The organism is Listeria tempestatis, assembly GCF_963575625.1.
GTDB classification, from domain to species: Bacteria; Bacillota; Bacilli; order Lactobacillales; family Listeriaceae; genus Listeria; species Listeria tempestatis.
The window spans coordinates 253,450-278,872 of the sequence record NZ_CAUYTK010000001.1; the positions used below are offsets into that span (position 1 = coordinate 253,450).

General features: G+C 38.9%; 27 protein-coding genes. 25 read left to right on the forward strand and 2 right to left on the reverse strand.

Translation table 11 applies throughout. From position 1 onward, the window contains the following. The 5 genes from R8923_RS01420 to R8923_RS01440 all read left to right on the forward strand — a co-directional run bounded on the left by R8923_RS01420 (position 1) and on the right by R8923_RS01440 (position 3,359). Complete coding sequence (locus tag R8923_RS01420) at positions 1–642, forward strand: O-methyltransferase (RefSeq protein WP_485870968.1); 642 nt, start codon at positions 1–3, stop codon at positions 640–642. Continuing rightward, positions 639–1,268: a uridine kinase gene (gene udk, locus R8923_RS01425; protein ID WP_485870969.1), complete on the forward strand. Its 630-nt coding sequence runs from the start codon at positions 639–641 to the stop codon at positions 1,266–1,268. Before R8923_RS01420 ends, udk begins: the two co-directional genes overlap by 4 nt. Before the next feature lie 189 nt (positions 1,269–1,457). Next, the gene (greA, locus tag R8923_RS01430) at positions 1,458–1,937 is read left to right on the forward strand and encodes a transcription elongation factor GreA (protein WP_485870970.1); all 480 of its coding nucleotides are present in this window, start codon (positions 1,458–1,460) and stop codon (positions 1,935–1,937) included. A gap of 33 nt (positions 1,938–1,970) precedes the next feature. Continuing rightward, positions 1,971–2,606 (forward strand): YrrS family protein, encoded by a 636-nt coding sequence (locus R8923_RS01435; protein WP_485870971.1) that lies wholly within the window; start codon positions 1,971–1,973, stop codon positions 2,604–2,606. Between the two features lie 51 nt (positions 2,607–2,657). Continuing rightward, positions 2,658–3,359 carry a 5'-methylthioadenosine/adenosylhomocysteine nucleosidase gene (locus R8923_RS01440; protein ID WP_485870972.1) on the forward strand — a complete coding sequence of 234 codons (702 nt, stop codon included), beginning with the start codon at positions 2,658–2,660 and terminating at the stop codon, positions 3,357–3,359. A gap of 35 nt (positions 3,360–3,394) precedes the next feature. On the opposite strand, the gene R8923_RS01445 is transcribed toward R8923_RS01440, so the two are convergent. After that, positions 3,395–5,197, reverse strand: coding sequence for a M3 family oligoendopeptidase (locus R8923_RS01445; RefSeq protein ID WP_485870973.1), 1,803 nt, complete (start codon positions 5,195–5,197; stop codon positions 3,395–3,397). Between the two features lie 177 nt (positions 5,198–5,374). Between R8923_RS01445 and R8923_RS01450 the strand changes: the two genes are divergently transcribed. The 12 genes from R8923_RS01450 (at position 5,375) to holA (ending at position 15,029) form a co-directional block, all read left to right on the forward strand. Beyond that, on the forward strand, positions 5,375–5,896 hold the full coding sequence (locus R8923_RS01450) for a YqeG family HAD IIIA-type phosphatase (RefSeq protein WP_485870974.1): 522 nt from the start codon (positions 5,375–5,377) through the stop codon (positions 5,894–5,896). Beyond that, complete coding sequence (yqeH, locus tag R8923_RS01455) at positions 5,893–6,993, forward strand: ribosome biogenesis GTPase YqeH (protein WP_485870975.1); 1,101 nt, start codon at positions 5,893–5,895, stop codon at positions 6,991–6,993. Before R8923_RS01450 ends, yqeH begins: the two co-directional genes overlap by 4 nt. Before the next feature lie 12 nt (positions 6,994–7,005). Then, positions 7,006–7,815: a shikimate dehydrogenase gene (gene aroE / locus R8923_RS01460; protein ID WP_485870976.1), complete on the forward strand. Its 810-nt coding sequence runs from the start codon at positions 7,006–7,008 to the stop codon at positions 7,813–7,815. 10 nt (positions 7,816–7,825) lie between these two features. Further along, positions 7,826–8,116 (forward strand): ribosome assembly RNA-binding protein YhbY, encoded by a 291-nt coding sequence (gene yhbY / locus R8923_RS01465; RefSeq protein WP_485870977.1) that lies wholly within the window; start codon positions 7,826–7,828, stop codon positions 8,114–8,116. A 15-nt stretch (positions 8,117–8,131) separates the two neighbouring features. Further along, a complete protein-coding gene (locus R8923_RS01470) occupies positions 8,132–8,701 on the forward strand; it encodes a nicotinate-nucleotide adenylyltransferase (RefSeq protein WP_485870978.1) in 570 nt (189 codons plus the stop codon). Continuing rightward, entirely contained in the window at positions 8,691–9,278 is a 588-nt protein-coding gene (gene yqeK, locus R8923_RS01475; RefSeq protein WP_485870979.1) for a bis(5'-nucleosyl)-tetraphosphatase (symmetrical) YqeK, read from the forward strand. Before R8923_RS01470 ends, yqeK begins: the two co-directional genes overlap by 11 nt. Further along, positions 9,271–9,627, forward strand: a complete 357-nt coding sequence (rsfS, locus tag R8923_RS01480; protein ID WP_485870980.1) for a ribosome silencing factor — start codon at positions 9,271–9,273, stop codon at positions 9,625–9,627. Before yqeK ends, rsfS begins: the two co-directional genes overlap by 8 nt. A gap of 15 nt (positions 9,628–9,642) precedes the next feature. Further along, positions 9,643–10,374, forward strand: coding sequence for a class I SAM-dependent DNA methyltransferase (locus R8923_RS01485; protein ID WP_485870981.1), 732 nt, complete (start codon positions 9,643–9,645; stop codon positions 10,372–10,374). Positions 10,375–10,460: 86 nt separating this feature from the next. After that, the gene (locus tag R8923_RS01490) at positions 10,461–11,069 is read left to right on the forward strand and encodes a helix-hairpin-helix domain-containing protein (protein WP_485870982.1); all 609 of its coding nucleotides are present in this window, start codon (positions 10,461–10,463) and stop codon (positions 11,067–11,069) included. Between the two features lie 62 nt (positions 11,070–11,131). After that, positions 11,132–11,692, forward strand: coding sequence for a ComE operon protein 2 (locus R8923_RS01495; RefSeq protein WP_485870983.1), 561 nt, complete (start codon positions 11,132–11,134; stop codon positions 11,690–11,692). Between the two features lie 47 nt (positions 11,693–11,739). Further along, on the forward strand, positions 11,740–13,965 hold the full coding sequence (locus tag R8923_RS01500) for a DNA internalization-related competence protein ComEC/Rec2 (protein ID WP_485871211.1): 2,226 nt from the start codon (positions 11,740–11,742) through the stop codon (positions 13,963–13,965). A 23-nt stretch (positions 13,966–13,988) separates the two neighbouring features. Further along, entirely contained in the window at positions 13,989–15,029 is a 1,041-nt protein-coding gene (gene holA / locus R8923_RS01505; protein WP_485870984.1) for a DNA polymerase III subunit delta, read from the forward strand. A gap of 157 nt (positions 15,030–15,186) precedes the next feature. Here the strand turns inward: holA and rpsT are convergent, their stop codons facing one another. Then, complete coding sequence (gene rpsT, locus R8923_RS01510) at positions 15,187–15,438, reverse strand: 30S ribosomal protein S20 (protein ID WP_485870985.1); 252 nt, start codon at positions 15,436–15,438, stop codon at positions 15,187–15,189. Positions 15,439–15,679: 241 nt separating this feature from the next. Here rpsT and lepA point away from each other — a divergent pair, with 241 nt between their 5' ends. From lepA to R8923_RS01550, 8 genes are all read left to right on the forward strand, one after another. Continuing rightward, complete coding sequence (gene lepA / locus R8923_RS01515; RefSeq protein ID WP_485870986.1) at positions 15,680–17,506, forward strand: translation elongation factor 4; 1,827 nt, start codon at positions 15,680–15,682, stop codon at positions 17,504–17,506. 60 nt (positions 17,507–17,566) lie between these two features. Then, complete coding sequence (gene hemW, locus R8923_RS01520) at positions 17,567–18,694, forward strand: radical SAM family heme chaperone HemW (RefSeq protein ID WP_485870987.1); 1,128 nt, start codon at positions 17,567–17,569, stop codon at positions 18,692–18,694. A 147-nt stretch (positions 18,695–18,841) separates the two neighbouring features. Beyond that, on the forward strand, positions 18,842–19,879 hold the full coding sequence (gene hrcA / locus R8923_RS01525) for a heat-inducible transcriptional repressor HrcA (RefSeq protein WP_485870988.1): 1,038 nt from the start codon (positions 18,842–18,844) through the stop codon (positions 19,877–19,879). Positions 19,880–19,921: 42 nt separating this feature from the next. Then, on the forward strand, positions 19,922–20,488 hold the full coding sequence (grpE, locus tag R8923_RS01530; protein ID WP_485870989.1) for a nucleotide exchange factor GrpE: 567 nt from the start codon (positions 19,922–19,924) through the stop codon (positions 20,486–20,488). A 37-nt stretch (positions 20,489–20,525) separates the two neighbouring features. Next, on the forward strand, positions 20,526–22,373 hold the full coding sequence (gene dnaK / locus R8923_RS01535; RefSeq protein ID WP_485870990.1) for a molecular chaperone DnaK: 1,848 nt from the start codon (positions 20,526–20,528) through the stop codon (positions 22,371–22,373). 117 nt (positions 22,374–22,490) lie between these two features. Next, positions 22,491–23,621 carry a molecular chaperone DnaJ gene (gene dnaJ / locus R8923_RS01540; RefSeq protein ID WP_485870991.1) on the forward strand — a complete coding sequence of 377 codons (1,131 nt, stop codon included), beginning with the start codon at positions 22,491–22,493 and terminating at the stop codon, positions 23,619–23,621. Positions 23,622–23,691: 70 nt separating this feature from the next. Beyond that, positions 23,692–24,633, forward strand: coding sequence for a 50S ribosomal protein L11 methyltransferase (gene prmA, locus R8923_RS01545; protein ID WP_485870992.1), 942 nt, complete (start codon positions 23,692–23,694; stop codon positions 24,631–24,633). Position 24,634: 1 nt separating this feature from the next. Beyond that, positions 24,635–25,381, forward strand: a complete 747-nt coding sequence (locus tag R8923_RS01550; protein WP_485870993.1) for a 16S rRNA (uracil(1498)-N(3))-methyltransferase — start codon at positions 24,635–24,637, stop codon at positions 25,379–25,381. Positions 25,382–25,423: the final 42 nt, after the last annotated feature.

The following is a 25,423-nucleotide window of genomic DNA, read 5'->3' on the forward strand; positions in this document are numbered from 1 at the left end:
ATGAATCAAACTATGCAAGATTACCTAGTTGCGCAAATTCCGAAACGTTCCGCTTTTTTTGCGGAAATGGAAGAGTTTGCGAAAGAAAATCATGTACCAATTATGGAAGCAGATTCCTTGCACGCGATGCTACAAATTATGGCAATTCAAAAACCAAAGCGTATTTTAGAGCTTGGGACAGCAATTGGATATTCAGCATTACGGATGCACGAAGTAATGCCAGATGTTGAAATTGTGACTATTGAACGTGATGAGTGGCGTTACCAATTGGCTTTAAAAAATGTTGAACGTTACGGAGCCAGAAAAATCGATTGCGTACTCGGAGATGCTCTCATAGATGCCGATAAATTGCTTGAAAAAGGACCGTATGATGCTATTTTTATAGACGCGGCGAAAGCGCAATATGAAAAGTTTTTCGCACTTTATACACCTGTTCTAAATCAAAGTGGCGTTTTATATAGCGATAATGTTTTATTTAAGGGACTAGCGCTTGATGAAACCGATGAGGTTAAGAAAAAGGCGCGTGTTGCTCGTAAAATGCGAGATTTTAACCAGTTTTTAGTACAACAAGAAAATTTTGTTACGACAACAATTCCGCTAGGAGATGGACTTGCAATTACTAGGAGGAGCGAAATATCATGAAGAAAAAGCCAGTTGTTGTTGGTGTCACAGGTGGATCAGGTTCTGGAAAGACAAGCGTATGTAAAAAAATATTCGATCATTTTGATGAGCATTCCATTTTAATGATTGAACAAGATTTTTACTATAAAGATCAAACGGAACTTTCTTTTGAAGAAAGACTAAAAACGAATTATGATCATCCTCTCGCATTCGATACAGATTTATTAATCGAACATATTAAGCAACTCATTCGCTTTGAAGCAATTGATAAACCTGTCTATGATTATACGAAACATACGCGTTCTGATATGCTTATTCATCAAGAACCACGCGATGTTATTATTTTAGAGGGAATTCTAATTTTAGAAGATCCTAGGTTGCGTGATTTAATGGATATTAAAGTATACGTGGATACAGATGATGACATTCGTATTATTCGCAGGTTGCTTCGTGATATTAAAGAACGTGAGCGTTCACTTGATTCTGTTATCGAGCAGTATTTAACAGTTGTAAAACCGATGCACAATGAATTTATTGAGCCAACAAAAAAATACGCCGACATTATTATTCCAGAAGGCGGACAAAATCATGTGGCGATTGATTTAATGACAACGAAAATTGCCAGCGTGCTTCAAGAAAATATGTAAGAGAAGATTCGTTGGGCTTGTCAAAGTATCCAAATTACTGTAAAATTTGCGTTATGAAATGAAAGAGATTTGCTTACTACTTGAAAGAATTGCTATCTTTCTCGCGTGAAGTAAATATTCGATCATGGTACGGAGATCGTCTCCGTGCTTTTCTATACAAAGAAATGTTCTAAAAGGAGAGAAACTATTTTGGCAACTGAAAAAGTATTTCCAATGACCCTTGATGGGAAAGCAAAATTAGAAAATGAATTGCATGAATTAAAAACGGTAAAACGTAAAGAAGTCGTAGAGCGTATTAAAATTGCGCGCGGTTTTGGTGATTTATCCGAGAACTCCGAATACGATTCTGCAAAAGATGAGCAAGCATTTGTTGAAGGACGCATTACAACAATTGAAAACATGCTTCGTAATGCGCACATCATTGATGGCTCTGAAGTGGACAACGATACGGTTTCACTTGGTAAGAAGGTAACATTTTTAGAAGTACCAGGCGGCGATGAAGAAACGTACACGATTGTTGGTAGTGCGGAAGCTGATCCATTTGAAGGACGTATTTCTAACGATTCCCCAATTGCAAAAGGTTTAATCGGCCATGAAGTTGGTGAAGAAGTAAATATTCAAACGCCTGGTGGCGATATGACCGTTAAAATTATCAAAATTGAAGCATAATCTTGCTTTTTAACAAGGTGGTGAGACTCAAATATGGTGACAAAGCAAAATAAAAATCGCCGTGTGAAACAAAATAGCGTGGAAGGATCTAGGCTAGAGTCGAACACGAAACGTAAAAAAACAAACTTGATTTTAAATATTTTAATCATCATTGTATCGCTTTTAATCATTACGTCGCTTTATTTCGTCATTTTAGCAACAGATAATTCTGATGCACCAACAGAAACGAAAACGGCATCTCAGACAACGAAAAAAGAAGATGCCGCTAAAGGCGAAAAAGATAAAAAAGTGGAAAAACCGGATGAGTCTGAACCGAAAGAAACGACAACAACCGAAAAAAGTGATGACCCAAACGTTAATCAAGTTATTACTAAAGACTGGAAATCTGTTGGTACAAAGCAATCAGGTGATCATGTTAACTCCTATGACGCGACAAGCCAAGATTGGAAAGAAAAAATTCAAGCTTTTTCGGAGGCAACTGGAATAGACGCAGATAACATGACACTTTGGTTTGTAGGACGCGGCGCAGATCCAGCAACAGAATCGATTGGAACAGTTTCAGAAAAAAGCACACCTGACAAAGCGTATCGTGTGTACATTGCTTGGCGTGACGGTGAGGGCTGGCAACCGATGAAAGTAGAAGAGTTAAAACAAAATGATAAGCGATAAACGCTGGTAGATTTCCGGCGTTTTTATTTAGATTAAAAGGAGGTTTTCCTTGTGATAGGAATTATTGGGGCGATGGAAGAAGAAGTAAAAATTTTAAAAGAGCAAATGACATTGCTTTTAGAAGAAGAAATCGCAGGAGCAAAATTTTATCGTGGGACGATTTATGAACAAGAAGTTGTGCTACTTCAATCAGGAATTGGCAAAGTCAATGCAGCTATTTCGGCAACAATTTTATGTGACCATTATAAGCCAGAATGTATTATTAATACTGGTTCAGCAGGTGGTATTGGTCAAGATTTGAATGTGTCTGATGTGATTATTTCAAACCAACTTACTTACGGAGACGTGGATGCAACGGTTTTTGGTTATACGTTCGGTCAAGTACCTCAAATGCCGGCCGTCTACCTTCCAGATTCCAATTTAATAAAGAAAGTTGAAAAAGTATATGTGAATCAATTACAAAAGACAACAAATAAAGCCGTTTTTGGATTAATTGCGACAACGGATTCTTTTATTTCAACAGAGGAACAGCGCGAAAGAATTACTAAGCATTTTCCAGAAGTAAAGGCGGTCGAAATGGAAGCAACAGCCATCGCACAAGTGGCGCATCAGTTTGATATTCCCTTCGTAATTATCCGAGCATTATCTGATGTGGCAGATAAAGAAGCTGCTCTTTCCTTTGAAAGTTTTCTTGAAACAGCTTCTAAAGCTTCATCGGAATGTATTTTAGCACTTTTAAAAGAATGGAATTAATAAAAGCGAGAATCCACTGGATTCTCGCTTTTGGCTTATAAATCATCCGTCAATTTTAGGAATTCATTGACATCATCTGCGGTAATTTGAACGGCACTTTCCCAAAAATCAGGTTTTGTTAAATCAACGCCAAGATGTTTTTTAGCCAGTTCTTCTGTTGTCATGGCACCAGTATCTTTTAATAGCGCGATATATTTATCTTCATAGCTTTCGCCTTCTTTTATAGCTTTATTGTAAATGCCAAGTGAGAAAAGGTAACCGAATGTGTACGGGAAGTTATAAAACGGCACTTCTGAAATGTAGAAATGAAGTTTTGAAGCCCAAAACTCAGGATGGTATTCATCAAGTGCATCTAAATACGCTTCACGCTGTGCCTCTTCCATTAAACGATTCAGTGCATCTACAGATAAAATGCCTTCTTTACGCGCTTCATAAAAGCGTGTTTCAAATAAGAAGCGGGCATGGATATTCATGAAGAATGCCACACTGCGACCAATTTTATCTTCAAGAAGTGTTATTTTTTCTTCCTTTGTGCTTGCTTCTTTTACAGATGCATCCGCAATAATCATTTCAGCAAATGTAGAAGCCGTTTCAGCAACATTCATCGCGTAATCCGTATTTTCAAATGGCTCATCACGAATTACATATGAATGAAACGCATGCCCAAGCTCATGTGCCAGTGTCGCAACAGTACCAGGCGCTCCGTCATAGGTCATAAAAATGCGACTTTCTTTAACTAAGGGAAAGTCTGTGCAAAAACCGCCTGGACGTTTATTATCACGATCTTCCGCTTCAATCCACTTGTTGGCGAAAGCATGTTCAGCAAAATGTGCCATTTTTGGACTAAATTTTTTGAACTGTTCAATGATGAATTCTGCGCCTTCTTGGAAAGAATATTTTTTCGCTTCTTCACTAAAAACTAGAGGAGCTTCTACGTCATAAAAGCTGAGTTTAGGAATACCAAGTAATTTGGCTTTACGGTCTAAGAACGCAGTAAATGTACTTTTATGTTCGCGAATCACGTTCCACATTGCATCTAAAGTACCTTGTTCCATACGATTTATCGAAAGTGGTTCAGCGAGCACATTGTCCCAATTGCGCATGCCATAGCTAGCCAAGCGAAAGCCAGCTAAATGATTTAATGTGTCAGCAAATAACCGTCCTTGTTCTTGCCAACTTTCTGTATAAGCTTGGAATACAGCTTTTCTGACGTCGCGATTTGGATGGTTCAACATGTTAAGTGCTTGTCCAGCTGAAAGGTCCTTTGCTTCGCCTAGAATATCGACTTTAACGCGAACTTTTGATACTACTGTGTCATAATGATCAGACCAGCCGCGGTAGCCGTCGACGGAAAGCGCATTAATAGCGGCTTCAATTTCTTTTGATCCTTTCTTTTGACGATTTGTACGCGCTTCATTTAAAACAAAAGCAATTTGTTCAAAGCCATTTTGTGCAAGGATTTCATTCCAAACACGGTCAGATACCTTAGCAAACTTTTCATGCCACTCATCTTCTGCCGTCTGTAAAATGGATTGATGCTGGTACACAAGAGCAGCGAGTTCAAGCGCACGTTCATCCCTAACATCAGCTGAAGATAAACATTCCAGATACGAACTTGCGGTTAGTAAAACGCGAGAAATATCAGCATTTTGATTAATTAAAATGAGAAATTCCGACGTATCTTCTGTATTTTCTGGGATACTCCAATCGTGAATGTTTTGCACAAATTGATCGAGCTCTTGTTTGTTTTTTTTAAGTGCATCACGGAGTTCAGTTGAGCTACTTCCCCCGCTATAAATTGAATCGAGATCCCAAATAAGGGAATAGTCTTTTGCCATATTTTTTTCCTCCCTAAAAACGCGTAATGATATGAGTATTTCTCCATCATTATAGCATTAAACCATTCTTTTTTTGTAAAAAATGCAGAAAGATGGTAAAATTTGTAGATTATCTTTGTAAATAACGGTATGATAGTATTTGCAGAATTTATACTATATAAAATGGGGTGCGAAAGAGTGCTAAAGCAATTTTCACCAGATCGGATGTTAAATTCTCCGTTTGGAATTACGGCAACGCATATTAAAAGTTTGGGAAAGACAACAATTTTAACTGATTTAGATAATACGCTTCTTGCTTGGGATGAGATGGATGCGACGCATGAAATTATCAACTGGTTTACACTACTTGAAGCGGAAGGCATTAAGGTGATGATTTTATCGAACAACTCGGAGGAACGCGTTGAACGTGTCGCACGCGCCACACGAATTCCATATTTAGCCAAAGCAAAAAAGCCACTTAGTAAAAATTTTAAAAAGGCACTGCGTGAGCTTGACTCGGCGCCGGAAGAAACGATTATGATTGGCGATCAGATTATGACGGACATTTTTGGCGGCAATAGGCAAAAATTGATGACGATTTTTGTACGCCCTGTGAAAGAAACGGACGGACTTGCGACAAAATTCAATCGTTTTATGGAGCGTATTATTTTGAAACGGTTAGCGAAAAAGCAACCGATGGAATGGGAGGATTCACTTTGACCGAAGAATTAAGATGTATTGGGTGTGGCGCGATTATCCAGTCTGTGGACAAATCAAAACCAGGCTATGCACCAAAGTCATCACTGGATAAAGAACAAGTCATTTGCCAGCGCTGCTTCCGCTTAAAACACTACAATGAAATCCAAGATGTTTCTTTAACAGATGATGATTTTTTGAAAATCTTAAATGATTTGGGGGCTAAAAAAGCACTCATTGTGTACGTTGTCGACATCTTCGACTTTGATGGGAGCTGGTTGCCTGGACTTCACCGCTTTGTTGGCAATAACCCAGTACTTCTTGTCGGAAATAAAGCAGATTTATTGCCCAAGTCTTTAAAACGAGATAAATTAACACGTTATATGCGCACGCGAGCAAAAGATTTAGGCTTACGTGCAGCAGATGTGGCCCTAATTAGTGCCGAAAAGGGTTATGGCTTTGAATCGCTGATGGAACAAATTGAAGAACTACGAGACGGTGAGGATGTTTTCGTTGTGGGCTGTACAAATGTTGGCAAATCAACCTTAATCAATCGCATTATTAAGTTTGCAACGGGGGAAAATAATGTCATTACAACTTCGCAATTTCCAGGAACGACGCTTGATAAGATAGAGATTCCACTGGAAGGAAACCGTGTGTTAGTAGATACGCCAGGAATTATTAATCATCATCAAATGGCACATTTTATCGGGCCAAAAACATTGAAGCTCATTACACCAAAAAAAGAAATCAAACCTGTTGTTTACCAATTAAATAGCGCGCAAACATTATTCTTTGGTGCACTCGCTCGTCTTGACTTCACAGAGGGTGAACGCTCATCGTTCATTGTTTACATGTCGAACCAGCTTGAGCCGCACCGGACGAAATTAGAAAAAGCGGACCATTTATATGACACACAAAAAGGCTTGATTTTAAGCCCGCCGAGCGAAAAAGATTTGGCAGATTTACCAGAACTCATCCCGCATACATTTGTCATTCGTGAAAAAGCGGACATCGTTTTTTCAGGTTTAGGCTGGGTATGCGTTCCAAATGGCCATGTTAAAGTAACCGCATGGGTGCCAAAAGGCGTTAATGTGACGATTCGCGAGCCACTAATTTAGGAGGCAATCAGGATGAAAAAACTAGCTGTAATCGGGAACCCAATTGCGCATTCGCTCTCACCAGAAATGCATCGTGCGGCAATTCGTGCGCTTAGTATAGATGCTGACTACACGCGCCAAAAAATGAGTGTTGAACATTTTGAAACAGAAATACCACTTTTTATGGAGAAAATGGATGGTTTTAATGTGACTGTGCCTTTTAAAGAACGGATTATTCCTTTTTTGGATGGCCTAGATGAATTTGCTGAAAATTGTGGCGCTGTAAATACGGTTGTTCGGGAAAACTCAAAATGGATTGGCTATAATACAGATGGCCTTGGCTATCTTTTAGGCCTAGCCGAAATTCATCCACTACACCCAAATGATACGGTTTTAATAATTGGTGCGGGTGGTGCGAGTAAAGGGATTTATTTCGCCATCAAGGAAAAAATTGGTTGCCATGTGGCAGTCACAAATCGCACCGTCATGAAGGCAAAAGAGATGATTTCTGACTATCCAGAAGATGCAGTGTTGACGATTTCAGAAGCAGAAAAGCAATTGGGGACATTTTCCGTTGTTATTCAAACCACTTCCGTTGGTCTTATGAAAACAGCGAACGAAATGCCACTTGCGCTTGATAATTTACGTCAAGGTACAGTGGTTAGTGATATTATTTATAATCCGAAACAAACACGGTTTTTAAAAGAAGCGAGTAAAAAGCAGGCCATCATTCAAAACGGCTTACCGATGTTTATTCATCAAGGTGCGCTAGCTTTTGAAAAATGGACGGGGCAAAAGCCTGATACAGAAATCATGAAACAGGCTGTGCTTGCTTCATTATAGGAGGAAAACAATGCTAACAAATCCACAAAAACGCTATTTGCGAAAAAGTGCGCATTCGCTTAACCCGATTTTTCAAGTTGGAAAAGGTGGAGTGTCACCTAATATGGTGATTCAAATTGCGGAAGCGCTTGAAGCTCGCGAACTTATTAAAATTTCCGTTTTACAAAATTGTGAGGTTCCAAAAGAAGAAGTAGCGGATACAATTTGCGGGCGTGCCCGTGCCGAGCTTGTTCAAGTGATTGGTCGCACAATTATTGTATATAAAGAATCGAAAACGAAAAAACAAATTGTATTACCTTAAATTTGAGGTGAAACCATGAAAAAACGCGTTGGTATTCTAGGTGGCACTTTTGATCCGCCACACATTGCACATTTGATAATTGCAAACGAGGTCAGGGAAGTGCTGAACTTGGAACAAATTATTTTCCTCCCAAATTCAGTGCCCCCACATAAACAAAGCGGAAACGTTTCGGCTAATGATCGCGCTACCATGTTGCAACTTGCGATTTCTAATAATCCGCATTTTGTGATGGATTCTAGGGAGCTTTTACGTGCGGGAAAATCTTTTACCTTTGACACCATGAAAGAAATGGTGGAAGAAAATCCAAATACAGATTACTATTTTATTATCGGTGGGGATATGGTAGAATACTTACCAAATTGGTATAACATTGACCAGTTGGTGGAGCTTGTTCAATTTGTGGGTGTAAACCGCCCAGAATATTGCCTTAAAACGCCCTATCCGGTTAAGAACGTGTCTGTGCCAGAAATGTCTATATCGTCTTCGCTCATTCGCGAACGTATGGCAAAAAAGATGCCGATTGATTACTTTTTACCGACACAAGTTGTGCGGTATGTGAAGGAGCATCAGTTATATGAATCGTGATGAAATGCTTGAAAAAGTGCGCCAAGCAATGCCAGAAAAAAGGTTCATTCATACGCTTGGTGTGGAGGAAACGGCTGTAAAGCTTGCAAAAATTTATTTTGAATCGGAAGAGAAGGCAAGTATAGCCGCAATTTTACATGATTATGCGAAATATCTTGATGACGAAAAAGCGCGCGCGATTATCATTCGAGCGAAAATGAATCCGGAATTTCTACGCTATCAAAATGCAATTTGGCATGCGCCAGTCGGGGCTTACTTGGCGGAACATGAATTTGGCATAACCGATACATTGATTTTAAATGCGATTCGCTGGCATACGACTGGTACGGAAAACATGTCGTCACTAGATAAAATTATTTTTTTAGCTGACTATACGGAGCCCGGTCGAGACTTCCCTGGCGTAGAAGAAGCGAGACAAATCACAGCGGCTTCTTTAGACAAGGGAATGTTATTTGCTCTTGGTCGTACGATTGGCTATTTAGCAAGCAAAGAGCAGCCGATATTTCCCGATACATTTTTAGCGTATAATTACTATGCCTGTTTAATTAAAGAAGGAGATGTTTTGAAATTTGAATAGTTACGATGTACTCATGTTAGTTGCAAAAGCGGCTGATGATAAACGTGCGGAAGATATTTTAGCACTAAATATGAAAGGTTTGTCCAGTTTTGCTGATTATTTTGTCATTTGTCATGGTAATTCTGATAAACAAGTAGAAGCTATTGCACGTGAAATTAAAAAACAAGCACAAGAAAACGATGTAGAAGTTAAACGTCTAGAGGGCTTAGAGGCAGCTCAGTGGGTGTTGATTGATTTAGGTGATGTGATTGTTCACGTATTCCACCGCGATGAACGCTCTTACTACAATTTGGAAAAATTATGGGGAGATGCCCCGCTTGAAGATGTTTCAAAGGCATTTACGTCATAAAGGAGATGTAGGGCTTTGAGCTACGAATTTTTCCCGCAAGTGTACGACGAACTAATGGATGCGGAATTGTATGATGAGTGGGCAGATTTTGCTCAAAAGCTACTCCCAAAAGGTAAAAGGACTTTACTTGATTTGGCTAGTGGCACCGGGGAGTTCGCCATTCGCATGCATTTCCGAGGCTACGAGGTCACAGGTCTTGATTTATCTGAGGAAATGATACGCGTGGCAGAAGCAAAAATAAACGCCACCAATTTACCCATTTCTTTTTTTGCAGAAAATATGACCAATTTTTCTTTCCAAAAGAGCTTCGATGTTGTGACATGTTTTTGTGATTCACTCAACTATTTAGAAACCGAAAAAGAGCTAGATGAAGCATTCATGCGAGTTTACGAGCATTTAAATACAGACGGAGTGTTCTTATTTGACGTACATTCAGTTTATAAAATAGATGTTGGCTTTGAAAATTATAGTTATGGCGACAGCGATTTAAGTGTCTCAACGATATGGAATTCATTTCCCGGAAAAGCGCCTCATTCGGTCGAACATGAGTTGACTTTTTTTGTTGAAAATAGCGATGGCTCCTACTTTAGGAAAGACGAACTTCATAAAGAAAGAACGTATCCGATTTCAACCTATGAAAAAAAATTAATTGCTGCCGGATTTAGCGAAATTCGTGTATATGCAGACTTTTCACTAGAAAAACCGCATGAAAAAAGTGAAAGGCTCTTCTTTTTAGCAAGAAAGTAGTGTAAAAAACTACTTTCTTTTTTTTATGTATTCGAGAGGAATTTAATTAGAGGTGTCGAATAAGTAAAAATAAAAGGAGTTCAAACATGAAAGAACTATATCAGAAGTATCCGAAATGGTTTTGGTCGCTTGGCGTAATCGCGTTTAGTGTCTTTATAGCAAGCTACTTCTTGCTTCAGCCCGAAACAAGTAACGCTACAGAAGACACAGGTTTTTCCAGTTTGTCAAATAAAGAAGGAACTGAAATAGAGGACACCAAAGTGAGCAAAACGGTCATGGTTGATGTAAAAGGTGCAGTAAAAAATCCAGGCGTTTATGAAATCGCGCTTGATGGGCGTGTAAAAGATGCCATTGCCGTATCAGGCGGTTTAACTGCCGATGCGGATTTAAATGCAATTAATTTAGCAGAAAAACTAAAAGATGAGATGATTATTACCGTCTATAAAATTGGAGAAGCTAAGCAAACTGTACAAAATAGCTCCGCAGACAAAACTGATTCTGGACAAAAAATAAATGTGAATCAAGCTTCAATTAGTGACTTACGGCAAGTTCCAGGCATTGGGGAGGCAAAAGCAAAAGCCATTATTGAATACCGAGAAAAAGAAGGGCTATTTCAAACGTTAGATGATTTAAAAAATGTGAGTGGAATTGGCGAAAAAACAGTAGACAAGTTAAAAGAACATTTAGAAGTATAAAATTTTTGATTGACTACCTAAAACATCAAACTTATACTTAAAAGTGAAAGCGAGGTAGAATCATGAAACGTATTGCTTGGGACCAGTTTTTTATGGCGCAAAGCCATCTCATTTCCTCTAGAAGTACATGTACGCGTCTAATGGTAGGGGCAACAATTGTACGCGATAAACGTATCATCGCAGGCGGGTATAACGGCTCTATTGCAGGTGGTGATCATTGTGCTGAACATGGTTGCCTAGTCGTCGAAGGTCACTGCATCCGAACAATTCATGCTGAAATGAATGCGATTTTACAATGTGCGAAATTTGGCGCATCGACTGATGGGGCGGAGATGTATGTGACACATTTCCCGTGTGTTGCCTGTTGTAAATCCATCATACAAGCTGGTATTCAAACAGTTTGCTATGCAGAAGATTATAAAAACCACCCATATGCTGTTGAATTATTTCAACAAGCGGGAGTGGAAGTGAAAAAAATCCCGTTTGATTCACATATTTTTGCGGGAGAAAAAGTAAATAAGGAAACGCTACTTCGTGAAGTCAAGGAAGCGGCTATTTCTGAACAAATACCTGATGAGTATATTCAAAAGCTCTATGCAAACTTAGAAAACAGACTATCTTAAGAAACGGAGTGAAGGCCATCGAACGATATATATTTTTTTCGGTTGTGGTGCTCATTTTTTCCATTCTAGGAGTCTTTTCGACTCCTCTTTTTTTAGCTCTTAGTTGCTTGTTCTGCCTGTTAATGACCTTAAAAGATAACAAATTCATTCTCTTGTTTTTTGTAGCCATAGCTAGTTTCATATATATGACAGTAATGGAGCAACACAATGTAAGCAAGTTGAAACCAGAAAAAATAAAAATAATTGACTCCATTCAATCTGAATTAAAAATTGACGGGGACAAGCTTCAGTTCATTTCTAGCTATCAGCAAGAAAAAATTCTTGTCACGTATAAAATGACTTCAAAAGAAGAGAAGGAACTTTTTCGAAAATTAAAACTCGGTATGACTTACAAGGCTAACGCAGTACTGGAACTACCATCACCGAACCGTAACGAGGACCAATTTAATTATCAAAATTATTTGAAGCGAAAAGGAATTCATTATATAGCAAAAGTGACGGCTATTCAATTTAGCGAATCAAAAAACGAGAACGTTCTCCAAAAGATTGCAAATATCAGACATTCAATTATCGACTACATTGAGCAAACTTTTGATAAAAATACATCGCCATACATCGCTGCTTTAATTGTTGGCGAAAAAAGTTTATTCGATGATAATATCTTTAGTCAATATCAAAAATTAGGAGTTGTGCATCTTTTAGCTATTTCAGGATTACATGTTAGTTTGTTTGTTTCTTTTTGCTTTCACTTATTCATTCGTGCTGGGGTAACACGTGAAGGAAGTCGCAACTTGCTCCTCATTTTGATTCCTGCCTATGCCTTATTAGCAGGGTTTAATCCACCGGTTGTTCGGGCAGCTGGCATGAGTTTTTTAATCTTACTTTCTACGCAAAAGCTGTCAACGCTATCCGCCATTTCTCTTACCTTTATTCTCTTTTTTATTTTCAACCCATATGTTGTTTTTGAAGTGGGTTTTCAATTAACCTATAGCGTTGCCTTTGCCCTCATTTTATCAAAACGAATTATCAGTCGAACGACAAATACGTGGCTACTAGGTCTTATTATATCGATTATTTCCACTTTGGCTTCTTCAATTGTGATGATGTTTCATTTTTACGAATTCTCAGTTATCGGAATCTTACTTAACATTTTTTACGTGCCATTATTTTCCGTTATCATCGTTCCACTTGTCTTTTTTTGTTTTCTCACTTCGCTACATCCATTACTTTTTGCTGTTCCAAATGCAATACTCACGCTACTTCTTCAGTTAACCGAACAAGTGACACAATTTTTGACGGCTTTTCCTTTTAAGAGCATAGTAACTGGCAGACCAAGTGGGATTTTCCTCTGTTTATTTATTGGAATGCTATATCTTTTTTTCTACTTATTTGAAAAACAATATTTGAAACGAGCCTTTTTAGTTTTGTTGGTTTATTTATGCTTATGCAATTGGCAAAATTTCCCGTTTAAAGGAGAAGTCGTAATTATTGATGTGGCACAAGGGGATAGCATTTTGATCCAGCTACCTCTGAATGCTGGAACCTTTTTAATTGATACAGGGGGAACACTTCCTTTTGCAAAGAAAGAGTGGCAATTAAAACAAAAAGAGTTCTCGGTAGGAGCAAATGTGCTGGCACCTAGCTTAAAAGCACGTGGGATTAAGCGGCTTGACAAAGTTTTTATCACACACGCTGATGCAGATCATATGGAGGCACTAGATGAGCTGGCGAGGGAAATACGAGTGGAGCAACTGTATATTGGTGCGGGTGCTGCTCAAAAAGCAATTTTACGAACCACCCTTTTAGAGTTAAGCGATATTCCAGTTCAAGAACTCACATCAGGTGCTTACTTTAATTACGGAGAAAACAGTTTGACAATTTTACATCCGAGTGAGAGGAGTGACGGTAGTAATAATGATTCACTTGTTATAAAAGCTAAGTTAGATGGCCTAACATGGCTTTTTACAGGAGACATTGAAGCTCAAGCTGAGGAGGTGCTTCGCCGTAGCGACATCCGAGCTGATGTTTTAAAAATAGCGCATCACGGGAGTAAAACTTCTACAACAGATGCTTTTGTGAAGGCAGTTGGTCCACATATAGGCTTGATTTCTTGTGGCTTGAATAATCGTTTTGGACACCCACACGCAGAAACACTTGCGACTCTTGAAAAAAATCAAGTTACAGTTTTTCGAACGGATCAAACTGGTATGATTACGTATGTTTTTGGTGAGGGGTTTCGTTTTACGCTTGAAAAGAAGGCGGGATTGGATTAGGATGGGAGAGAGGAGTGGTTGTTTTGATAGATGAGTGGAAGAAAATAGAACAAAAAAAGATTGCGCCAGTATACTTAATTATTGGCGTGGAAGATTATATTATTAACGAAACGAAAAAACGACTGCTTGAAAATGTTCTTTCGGAAGAAGATATGGAATTTAACTATGTCCATTTTGATTTAGATGAAACGCCCATTCAGTCTGTACTTGAAGAAGCAGAAACTTTGCCATTTTTTGGTGAGAAGCGTCTTGTTTTAGCTAGTAATCCAAGTTTTCTTACGACTGAAAAAAATAAAAGCAAGGTGGAGCATCAGACGGAAAAGTTAGAAGCTTATTTAAATGAGCCAGTTGATTATTCGATTTTATGTTTTATTGCACATGTTGAAAAACTAGATGAGCGCAAAAAACTTACGAAGTTACTTAAAAAGACAGCGACAGTTATTGAAGCAAAACGACCAAATGAAAAAGAATTTACTAGCTGGATTCAAAATAAAGTACAGCAAAATCAATTTGAGATAAAACAAGATGCCATTCTTCGTTTACTCGAACTAACTAGCGGAAATCTAACAACAGCGATGAATGAACTGGACAAACTTATGCTTTTTAAATTTGAGGAAAAAGAGATTGGGGTAAGTGACGTCGATAATTTAGTTGTTCGCTCACTCGAGCAAAATATTTTCTTACTGCTAGACAAATTGATTGCCCAAGATATTTCAGGTGCGCTTCGAATTTATTATGACTTGTTAAAACAAAAAGAAGAGCCAATTAAAATTATGGCTTTGATTGGAAGTCAGTTTCGTCTGTTAAGTCAGCTTAAGATTTTAGAAAAAGAGGGCTACAGTTCTCAACAAGCTGCAGGTACATTAAAAGTTCACCCTTTCCGGGCAAAATTAGCCGCAAAACAAGCACGTGGATTTAGCCAGGACGAGCTCCAGTATGCTTTGTTACGCATTTCAGAGATTGATTTAGAGCTTAAAACAGGAATTGGGAATAGAGAACAAAAGTTGGAATGGTTTTTGTTTGAACTAGAAGACTATCGTAAAAAGCAAAAAGGCCTTGTTTGAAAAGATGCAGACTGATGACAAATGAGATTCTTCGTAGATAAAGCCTACTCAGGTGCGCTCCGCTTTTGTACTTGGCTTTGTTTAGAATTTTACGATTCTGTTATCAGTCTAATTTTACACAAACAAAAAACACCACTGACAGTGATGTTTTCATCAATTATTTAACTTTAGCAGCTAAGCGAGATTTGTTACGAGCCGCTTTGTTTTTATGAATCAAGCCTTTAGATACAGCAGAATCGATTTTTTTGCTCGCAGCAACAAATAATTCTTGTTTATTGTCAGCGTTAGTAGCAGCAGCTTCTTCTACTTTTTTAATGGCTGTACGCATTGCGGAACGTTGAGCAACGTTACGGCTGTTGCGTGTTTCAGTTGTTTTTACACGTTTAATCGCAGATTTAATATTTGGCATTCCATTCACCTCCGTCCAAACTAATGAGGTACTATTTATTTCAAAACATACCCTTTTTAAATTACATCAGAACAAATGCTATTATACATAAAGATTGGCGGATTTGCAATAATACTTTCTGATTTTTATTTAAAAATCATTTATTTTTGAAAGAAGTCATTGAATAATCGTGTTTCTACTGATATAATCAAGCTTAGCTTGCCATCTTATAAGGGATGAGCCAAAATCAGGAGCTGGGATAATGAATAAAAAAGAAATGCTAGATAGACAAAAGAAAATAAGAAATTTTTCCATTATCGCTCATATCGACCATGGGAAGTCAACGTTAGCTGACCGAATTTTAGAAAAAACACATGCTTTGACACATCGTGAAATGAAAGATCAGTTACTTGATTCGATGGATCTTGAAAGAGAGCGTGGAATTACGATTAAATTAAATGCCGTTCAACTTAGCTACACTGCTAAAGACGGAGAAACATACACCTTCCACCTAATTGATACCCCAGGACATGTTGACTTTACTTATGAAGTATCGCGAAGTCTTGCTGCATGTGAGGGAGCGGTTTTAGTCGTGGATGCCGCCCAAGGTATTGAAGCGCAAACATTAGCAAATGTTTATTTAGCGCTTGATAATGATTTAGAAATATTGCCTGTTATTAATAAAATTGATTTACCTGCAGCCGATCCAGAACGAGTTCGCGAAGAAATTGAAGACGTTATCGGTCTTGACGCGAGTGAAGCGGTGCTCGCTTCTGCAAAGGCAGGGATTGGCATTGAAGATATTTTAGAGCAAATTGTGGAGAAAGTTCCGGCGCCGCAGGGAGATATTGATGCCCCTTTACAAGCGCTCATTTTTGACTCGGTATTTGATGCGTATCGCGGTGTTATTGCGAACATTAGAATTGTTGAAGGAACAGTAAAAGCAGGGGATAAAATCCGTATGATGTCAAATGGCAAGGAATTTGAAGTCACGGAGGTTGGTGTTTTTAAACCAAAAGCAACGGCTCAAGATGTTTTAATGGTTGGAGATGTCGGATATTTAACGGCATCAATTAAAAATGTTGGAGATACGCGTGTTGGGGATACAATTACACTTGCAAATAATCCTGCGAAGGAAGCGTTGCCTGGGTATCGAAAGTTAAACCCAATGGTATATTGTGGGTTGTACCCCATTGATTCTTCAAAATACAATGATTTGCGTGATGCGCTTGAAAAATTAGAATTAAATGATTCTGCACTACAATTTGAAGCTGAAACTTCTCAAGCACTAGGCTTTGGATTCCGTTCTGGATTTTTGGGACTATTGCATATGGAAATTATTCAAGAGCGGATTGAACGTGAATTTAATATTGATTTGATTACAACAGCGCCGAGTGTTATTTATCATGTGAATTTAACTGATGGGGAACAAATCATTGTAGATAATCCAGCAGAAATGCCTGAACCAGGTGTTATTGAATCAGTTGAGGAACCCTATGTGAAGGCAACTGTGATGGTTCCTAATGACTATGTTGGTGCGGTTATGGAACTTGCACAAAATAAACGTGGAAACTTCATTACGATGGAATATTTAGACGATATTCGGGTGAGTATCATTTATGAAATCCCACTATCTGAAATTGTGTATGATTTCTTTGATCAGTTGAAATCTAGCACAAAAGGATACGCCTCATTTGACTATGAGGTCCTAGGTTATCAGACTTCGAAACTCGTGAAAATGGATATTTTACTCAACGGGGAAAAAGTCGATGCACTTAGCTTTATTGTTCACCGAGACTTTGCTTATGAGCGTGGTAAAATTATAGTAGAAAAATTACGTGAACTGATTCCGCGCCAGCAATTTGAAGTGCCTATTCAAGCTGCAATTGGTACAAAAATAGTTGCTCGTTCAACGATTAAAGCTCTACGTAAAAATGTTTTAGCGAAATGCTACGGTGGAGACGTGTCGCGTAAACGCAAACTTCTCGAGAAGCAAAAAGAAGGTAAGAAGCGGATGAAGCAGATTGGTTCTGTGGAAGTACCGCAAGAAGCCTTTATGGCTATTTTAAAGATGGACGACAATCAATAAAACAAAAGAGTTGCCACTCGGTTTTGGCGGCTCTTTTTTAAAGAAAGAAGTGTGGCATGAATGACGGCCGTATATATTCATATTCCTTTTTGTGAACATATTTGTTATTATTGTGACTTTAATAAAGTATTTTTAGAAGGGCAACCAGTGGATCGCTACGTTGATTTGCTCATTCAAGAAATGGAGATGACGACAGCTGGGGAAAAATTAGATGTTGTTGAAACCGTATTTGTTGGGGGAGGGACGCCAACAACTTTAAGTGAGAGGCAGATTGAACGCCTTTGTGAAGCGATTTACCGGATTTTCCCACTTTCTCAAAATGTAGAGTTTTCTTTTGAGGCAAACCCAGGTGATCTTTCTCTATCGAAATTAAAAGCAATGCAACAAAATGGTGTGAATCGAATTAGTATGGGTGTTCAAAGTTTTAATAACGAGCTGCTAGAGAAAATTGGTAGAATTCATACAGTAGCAGATGTGTATCAGTCGATTCAGAATATGGAAAAAGTCGGTTTTGAAAATGTTAGTATTGATCTAATTTTTAGTTTGCCAGGACAAACGGAAGATGACTTTAAAGATACACTTCAAAAAGCTTTAACGCTTGATTTACCGCATTATTCTGCTTACTCGCTTATTATTGAACCGAAAACAATATTTTATAATTTAATGCAAAAAGGACAACTTATTTTACCAAGCCAAGATGCGGAGGCAAATATGTATGACTTTTTGATGAATGAAATGGAGCGGCACGGGAAAAAGCAATATGAAATTAGTAATTTTGCAAAAGAGGGCTTTAGGAGCCGCCATAACATCGTTTATTGGAGCAATGAGCATTATTTCGGCTTTGGAGCAGGGGCGCACGGATATTTAAATAATACACGGTACAGTAACTTTGGTCCGCTTAAGCAGTACATGACACCGCTTCTGGAAGGACGACTTCCGATTTTCCAAACCAAAGATTTATCTCTTAAAGAAGAGATGGAGGAAGAGATGTTTCTAGGTCTGCGTAAGGTAGATGGAGTAAATAAGGGACACTTTTTTGAGAAATTTGGGCAGGAATTAGAGACGACTTTTCAAAAGGCAATCGTAGCTACGAAAGAAAAAGGATGGCTTGAAAATACGAATGAAGTTGTAAAATTAACAAGAGCAGGTCGATTTTTAGGAAATAATGTTTTTCGTGAGTTCCTTTAAATCGCATGGTTGACCAATTTTGACCAAATAAGTCAGTCTTTAGTCGGAAATGAAGTGTTTTCAGTTGACTAGAGCTGATTTGTTTGGTAAATTTATACTTGTATTTAGCACTTGGACGTTTTGAGTGCTAAAAAAGAGGTGAAAGGTATGTTGACGGAAAGGCAGCTTCAGATTTTTCGAGCGATTATCGATCATTTCACTTGGACTGTTCAGCCTGTAGGTTCTAAAAATCTACTGAAAGAAAGCGACCTTCCTTACAGCTCTGCAACAATTCGAAATGAAATGAGTGTGCTTGAAGAGTATGGATTTATTGAAAAAACACATTCCTCTTCGGGACGTGTTCCTTCTGAGCAGGGTTACCGATTTTATGTGGATTATTTATTAAAGCCAAAGGAACTTTCAAAAGAAGATCAAAAACTAATTCAGTCGGTATTTCAAGCCGATTATGATGAGGCAGAAGAGCTTATTCAGAATTCGGCATCGCTACTTTCAGAATTGACGAGCTATACATCGATTGTCCTTGGGCCACATTCAGCGGCAAATCGGTTGAGCGGTTTTCGGTTTGTGCCAATTAGTCGTCAGCAAGCCATGCTTATTTTAATTACCGATCAAGGGCATGTAGACAATCATTTGGTGACACTTCCGAATGATGTGACACTTTCTGATATGGAGCGAACAGTAAATATTTTAAACGATCGCTTGGTCGGAGTTCCGCTTGATGCACTGGAAAGCCACATCGCGCACGAAGTACAGGCGCTTCTTACCGAACATGTTGAAAATGCTAACCACATGAGCGATATTTTGCTCAATACGCTACACCGAGTGAATAAAGAACGCATTTATCTCGGAGGGAAAACGAATATTTTAAATCAACCTGAGTTTCAAGATATTGCGAAAATTCGTGGTTTCTTGCAGCTCGTTGAAGCGGAAGATGTCCTTTATGATTTATTCCGCGATATTCCTGACGGGGTAGCGGTCAAATTTGGTCGTGAACTAAACAATGAGTTCATGGATGATTTGAGTATCATAACAGCGACCTACCAAATTGCTGATGAGCGTGTTGGTGGCATTGTTCTCCTTGGGCCAACGAGGATGGAGTATAGCCGAATGCTCGGGCTTGTTGATGTATTTAGTCGCGATTTAACAACGGTTTTAACAAAACTTTATCATGAGAACCAAAAATAGAAAGGGCTGAAGAAACGAGCGTTTTTTCAGGAGGTGACACTTTTGTCTGAGAAAAAAGATAAGCAAGCTAAAATTGAGGAAGAACTTCAAAAAGAAGCAGATGTTGAAACAAATGAAGTAGAAGTTGAGATGGAAGAACAGGAAACAGCAAAAGCTTTGGAAACAAAAATTGAAGAGTTAGAAGCAGAACTTGCTAAACAAGAAGATCGTTATTTGCGTTTACATGCTGATTTTGAGAATGTCAAAAAACGAAACACACTAGACCGTGAGGCAGCGATGAAGTTTCGTTCGCAAAGTTTAGCGGAGGATTTACTTCCAGCGCTTGATAGTTTTGAAAAAGCGCTTGATTCTGAATCGGAAAACGAGGAAGTACAGGCGATTTTAAAAGGAATGAATATGGTTTATAGTCAAATTATGACAGCTTTACAAAAAGAAGGCATCGAAAGCATTCCGGCTTTAGGCGAGCAATTCGATCCGAATTTCCATCAAGCGATTATGCAAGATCAAGATGAAAATGCGGCAAGCAATGAAATCACTGCAGAATTGCAAAAAGGCTATAAGATTAAAGATCGCGTCATTCGACCTTCCATGGTCAAAGTAAACGAGTAAACAACTTTATTTTATATATTCAGGAGGAAATGAAATTATGAGCAAAATTATTGGTATTGACTTAGGAACAACAAACTCAGCAGTCGCAGTATTAGAAGGTGGCGAAGCAAAAATTATCCCAAATCCAGAAGGTGCGCGTACAACTCCATCTGTTGTTGGGTTTAAAAATGGTGAACGTCAAGTTGGGGAAGTTGCCAAACGTGCAGCAATTACAAACCCGAACACAGTAAGCTCCATCAAGCGTCACATGGGAACTGATTACAAAGAAACCATTGAAGGTAAAGACTATTCACCACAAGAAATTAGTGCGATTATTTTACAATATTTAAAAGGCTATGCAGAAGATTATTTAGGTGAAAAAGTAGATAAAGCAGTTATCACAGTACCTGCGTACTTCAATGACGCTGAACGCCAAGCTACTAAAGATGCAGGTAAAATTGCTGGACTTGAAGTAGAACGAATTATCAATGAGCCAACTGCAGCAGCACTTGCATATGGCATGGATAAAACTGAACAAGACCAAACCATTTTAGTATTTGACCTTGGTGGTGGTACATTTGACGTTTCTATCCTTGAACTAGGCGATGGCGTTTTCGAAGTACATTCGACAGCAGGTGATAATCATCTTGGTGGTGATGATTTTGACCAAAAAATCATTGATTATTTAGTTGCTGAATTCAAAAAGGAAAATGGCATTGACCTTTCGAAAGACAAAATGGCATTACAACGTTTGAAAGATGCGGCTGAAAAAGCGAAAAAAGACTTATCTGGTGTTACAAGTACTCAAATTTCTTTACCGTTTATTACAGCAGGCGAAGCCGGTCCGCTTCACTTGGAAGTTAGTTTAACACGTGCGAAGTTTGATGAACTTACTCATGATTTAGTTGACAGAACAATTGGCCCAACTCGTCAAGCGCTTAAAGATGCAGGACTTTCTGCAAGTGATATTGACCAAGTTATCTTAGTTGGTGGATCAACGCGTATCCCGGCTGTTCAAGAAGCGGTTACAAGAGAGCTTGGGAAAGAACCTCATAAAGGCGTAAATCCTGATGAAGTTGTTGCAATGGGTGCAGCAATTCAAGGTGGCGTTATTACTGGTGATGTGAAAGACGTTGTGCTTCTTGATGTAACGCCTTTATCGCTTGGTATTGAAACAATGGGTGGCGTCATGACAGTCTTGATTGATCGTAATACAACTATTCCAACTTCTAAATCACAAACTTTCTCAACTGCGGCGGATAACCAACCAGCTGTTGACATCCATGTGCTTCAAGGTGAACGTCCAATGGCGAAAGATAATAAAACGCTTGGTCGCTTCCAACTTACGGATATTCCAGCAGCACCGCGTGGTATTCCGCAAATCGAAGTATCGTTTGATATCGATAAAAACGGTATTGTAACGGTTCGTGCAAAAGACCTTGGAACTGGTAAAGAACAAAATATCGTGATTAAATCTTCCTCAGGTTTAACAGATGAAGAAATTGATCGCATGGTAAAAGATGCAGAAGCAAACGCGGAAGAAGATAAGAAAAATAAAGAACATGCTGAACTTCGAAACAACGCTGACCAACTTGTCTTCACAGTAGATAAGACTCTTAAAGAGCTAGAAGGCAAAGTCGATGAAGAAGAAGTGAAAAAAGCAGAAACAGCACGTGACGAACTTCAAGAAGCTCTTAAAGGCGAAGATTTTGAAGCGATTCAAGCCAAAACAGATGCACTAAATGAAATCGTTCAAAACTTATCGGTTAAGCTTTATGAACAAGCTGCGGCTGAACAACAAGCGGCACAAGGTGAAAATCCTGAAGCAGCTGGTGGTTCTTCTGACGATGTGGTTGATGCTGAGTTTGAAGAAGTAAATGATGATGAGAAAAAAGAAGATAAATAAGTATGAAGTAGAAAAGGTCAAAGTCATAATGACTTTGGCTTTTTCCGGCTTATAGGCTGTTCTTAAAAGAGGTCTTGTGATACAATACGTAAGGATAATGAAAAGGAGTGATGGCGGATGGCCAAACGCGATTATTATGAAGTACTTGGCGTTTCAAAAAGCGCTACGGCAGATGAAATCAAAAAAGCATACCGGAAACTGTCTAAAAAGTACCATCCGGATATCAATAAAGAGAGTGGCGCTGATGAGAAATTCAAAGAGATTTCTGAGGCGTATGAAGTATTAAGTGATGACAATAAACGTGCACAGTACGATCAGTACGGACACGTTGATCCAAATCAAGGTTTTGGTGGCGGTTATTCAGGCGGCTATTCGAGTGGAGGTTTTTCAGGGTTTGAGGATATCTTTGACACCTTTTTCGGTGGCGGAGGCGCGCGTCAAGACCCGAATGCTCCGCGCCAAGGAAATGATTTACAATATACAATGCGCTTGAAATTCAAAGAAGCTGTTTTTGGAAAAGAAGCTGAAATTGAAATTCCACGTGAAGAAGAATGTGATACTTGTCATGGTTCAGGAGCTAAACCAGGAACGCATCCTGAAAAATGTTCGCACTGTGATGGTAAAGGCTCGATTAATGTGGAACAAAACACACCGTTTGGACGAATTGTTAATAAGCGTACATGTAGTTATTGTAACGGAACAGGTAAAGAAATTAAGGAAAAATGTTCTACATGCCACGGTACAGGACGCGTGAAAAAGACGAAAAAAATCAAATTGAAAGTTCCTGCCGGTGTTAATGACGGTCAACAAATGCGTGTTGCAGGTGAAGGTGAAGCTGGAATTAACGGTGGACCGAGCGGTGATTTATTCGTTGTCTTTGTCATTATCCCAGATGAATTTTTCGAACGTGATGGCGATGATATTTTTGTAGAAGTGCCGCTTACGTTTGTTCAAGCAGCATTGGGTGATGAAATTGATGTACCTACCGTACACGGTAAAGTCCGCCTGAAAATCCCTGCAGGTACCCAAACTGGCACGACTTTCAGGATGCGCGGTAAAGGTGTTCCACATCTTCGCGGCAACGGAACAGGCGATCAACATGTTTCTGTTAAAGTAATCGTTCCAAAAAAACTCGATGATAAACAAAAAGAAATTCTACGCGAGTTTGGAGCGACAACAGGAGATAAAGTGGACGAACAAACATCAGGTTTCTTCGACAAAATGAAAAAAGCTTTTAAAGGCGATTAAATGAAAACCGTATGTTGACTAAAAGTAGGTTTTTCAACATACGGTTTTTTACATAGGAGGAGTGAAACAAGTGGAGTGGTCTGAGGTTGAAATCCATACGTTAAATGAAGCAGTAGAACCAGTAGCCAATCAGCTAACAGAATACGGGGCTAGTGGTGTTTCGATTACAGATGCAAATGATTTTCACCGCGAGCGCGAAGATAAATTTGGCGAAATTTATGCGTTAAGTGCGGCCGATTACCCAAAAGATGGTGTAGTCATCAAAGCATACTTTTTAAAAACAGATGAATTTGTTGCCCAACTATCTGAAATGGAGGAAAAAGTCCGCGCTTTAGAACAATTTGATATTCCTTTAGGTGAACTTCGTTTTCAAGTCAATGATGTATTTGATGAAGACTGGGCAACGGCGTGGAAAAAATATTATCATCCTGTTCAAATTACTGAAAATATTACTGTAGCACCAACTTGGGAAAGTTATGTGGCTGGTCAAAATGAGATTGTCATTGAACTTGATCCAGGTATGGCCTTTGGAACGGGGACACATCCAACAACACAGCTTTGTTTGCGAGCGATTGAAACGTATTTAAAGAAAAATGATACCGTTATCGATGTCGGGACAGGTTCTGGGGTGCTTTCTATTTTATGTGCGAAACTAGGCGCGAAGGAAGTACTGGCAATGGATTTAGATGAGGTCGCAGTGCGAGCGGCACAGGAGAATATCAATCAAAACCAAGTGGAGGCAATTGTCACACTCAAACAAAATAACTTGCTCGAAGGTTTAAACGAGCGGGTCGACCTTATTGTGGCTAATATTTTAGCCGAGGTTATCTTGCTTTTCCCAGAAGATGTCTACCAAACATTAAAACCGGGTGGTATATTTATCGCTTCAGGGATTATCGCGGAGAAAAAGGAGGTTGTCCTTGAAGCAATTGTTTCGGCTGGTCTGACGATTGTTCAGACAGAAACGCAAGGGGATTGGGTCGCGATTATCGCAAAACGAGGTGAGGCGTGAGATGCAACGATATTTTATAAGTCAAAAAGTAGAGGTGGCAGAGCCTTTTCTAATTGATGGTAATGATTTTCATCATATCTCACGTGTCATGCGTATGAAAGTGGGTGACCGAGTTTTTGTTGTAGATGGAAGTGAGACTGCTTTTGTCGCAGAGCTTACGAATTTAACGGCTGAGTCTGCTGAACTTTGCGCTGTAGAAAAACTTGCTGAAAGTTCGGAGTTACCCGTACAAATTTCAATTGCGAGTGGCTTGCCAAAAGGTGATAAGTTGGAACTCATTGTGCAAAAGGCGACGGAATTAGGCGCCTATGCTTTTTTTCCTTTTGCAGCTGAGCGTTCAATTTCAAAATGGGAAGCAAAGAAAGTGCATAAAAAGCTCGAGCGCTTGGAAAAAATTGCGAAAGAAGCGGCGGAACAATCGCATCGTACACATATTCCAACTATTTCTTTTGCTGACAGTTTAACAACTTTAATGGCGACTTTTAAAGAGTATGACTATGTGCTTTGTGCGTACGAAGAAAGTGCACGTGAGTATGAAACAAAAACACTTGCTCTGACTTTTGAAAAAATGCAACCTGGTGAGAAGCTTTTAGTGCTTTTTGGTCCAGAAGGCGGCTTCAGTGAAAATGAAGTTGCTCGTCTAGTGGGAAAGGTAAAACTTGCTGGACTTGGTCCACGAATTTTACGAACTGAGACAGCTCCGCTCTATTGTTTAGGAGCAGCATCCTATTATTTTGAACTTCGTTAAATTGTCACTGGCTATTTTTTTAAGAAAGTTAGCGATTTCATG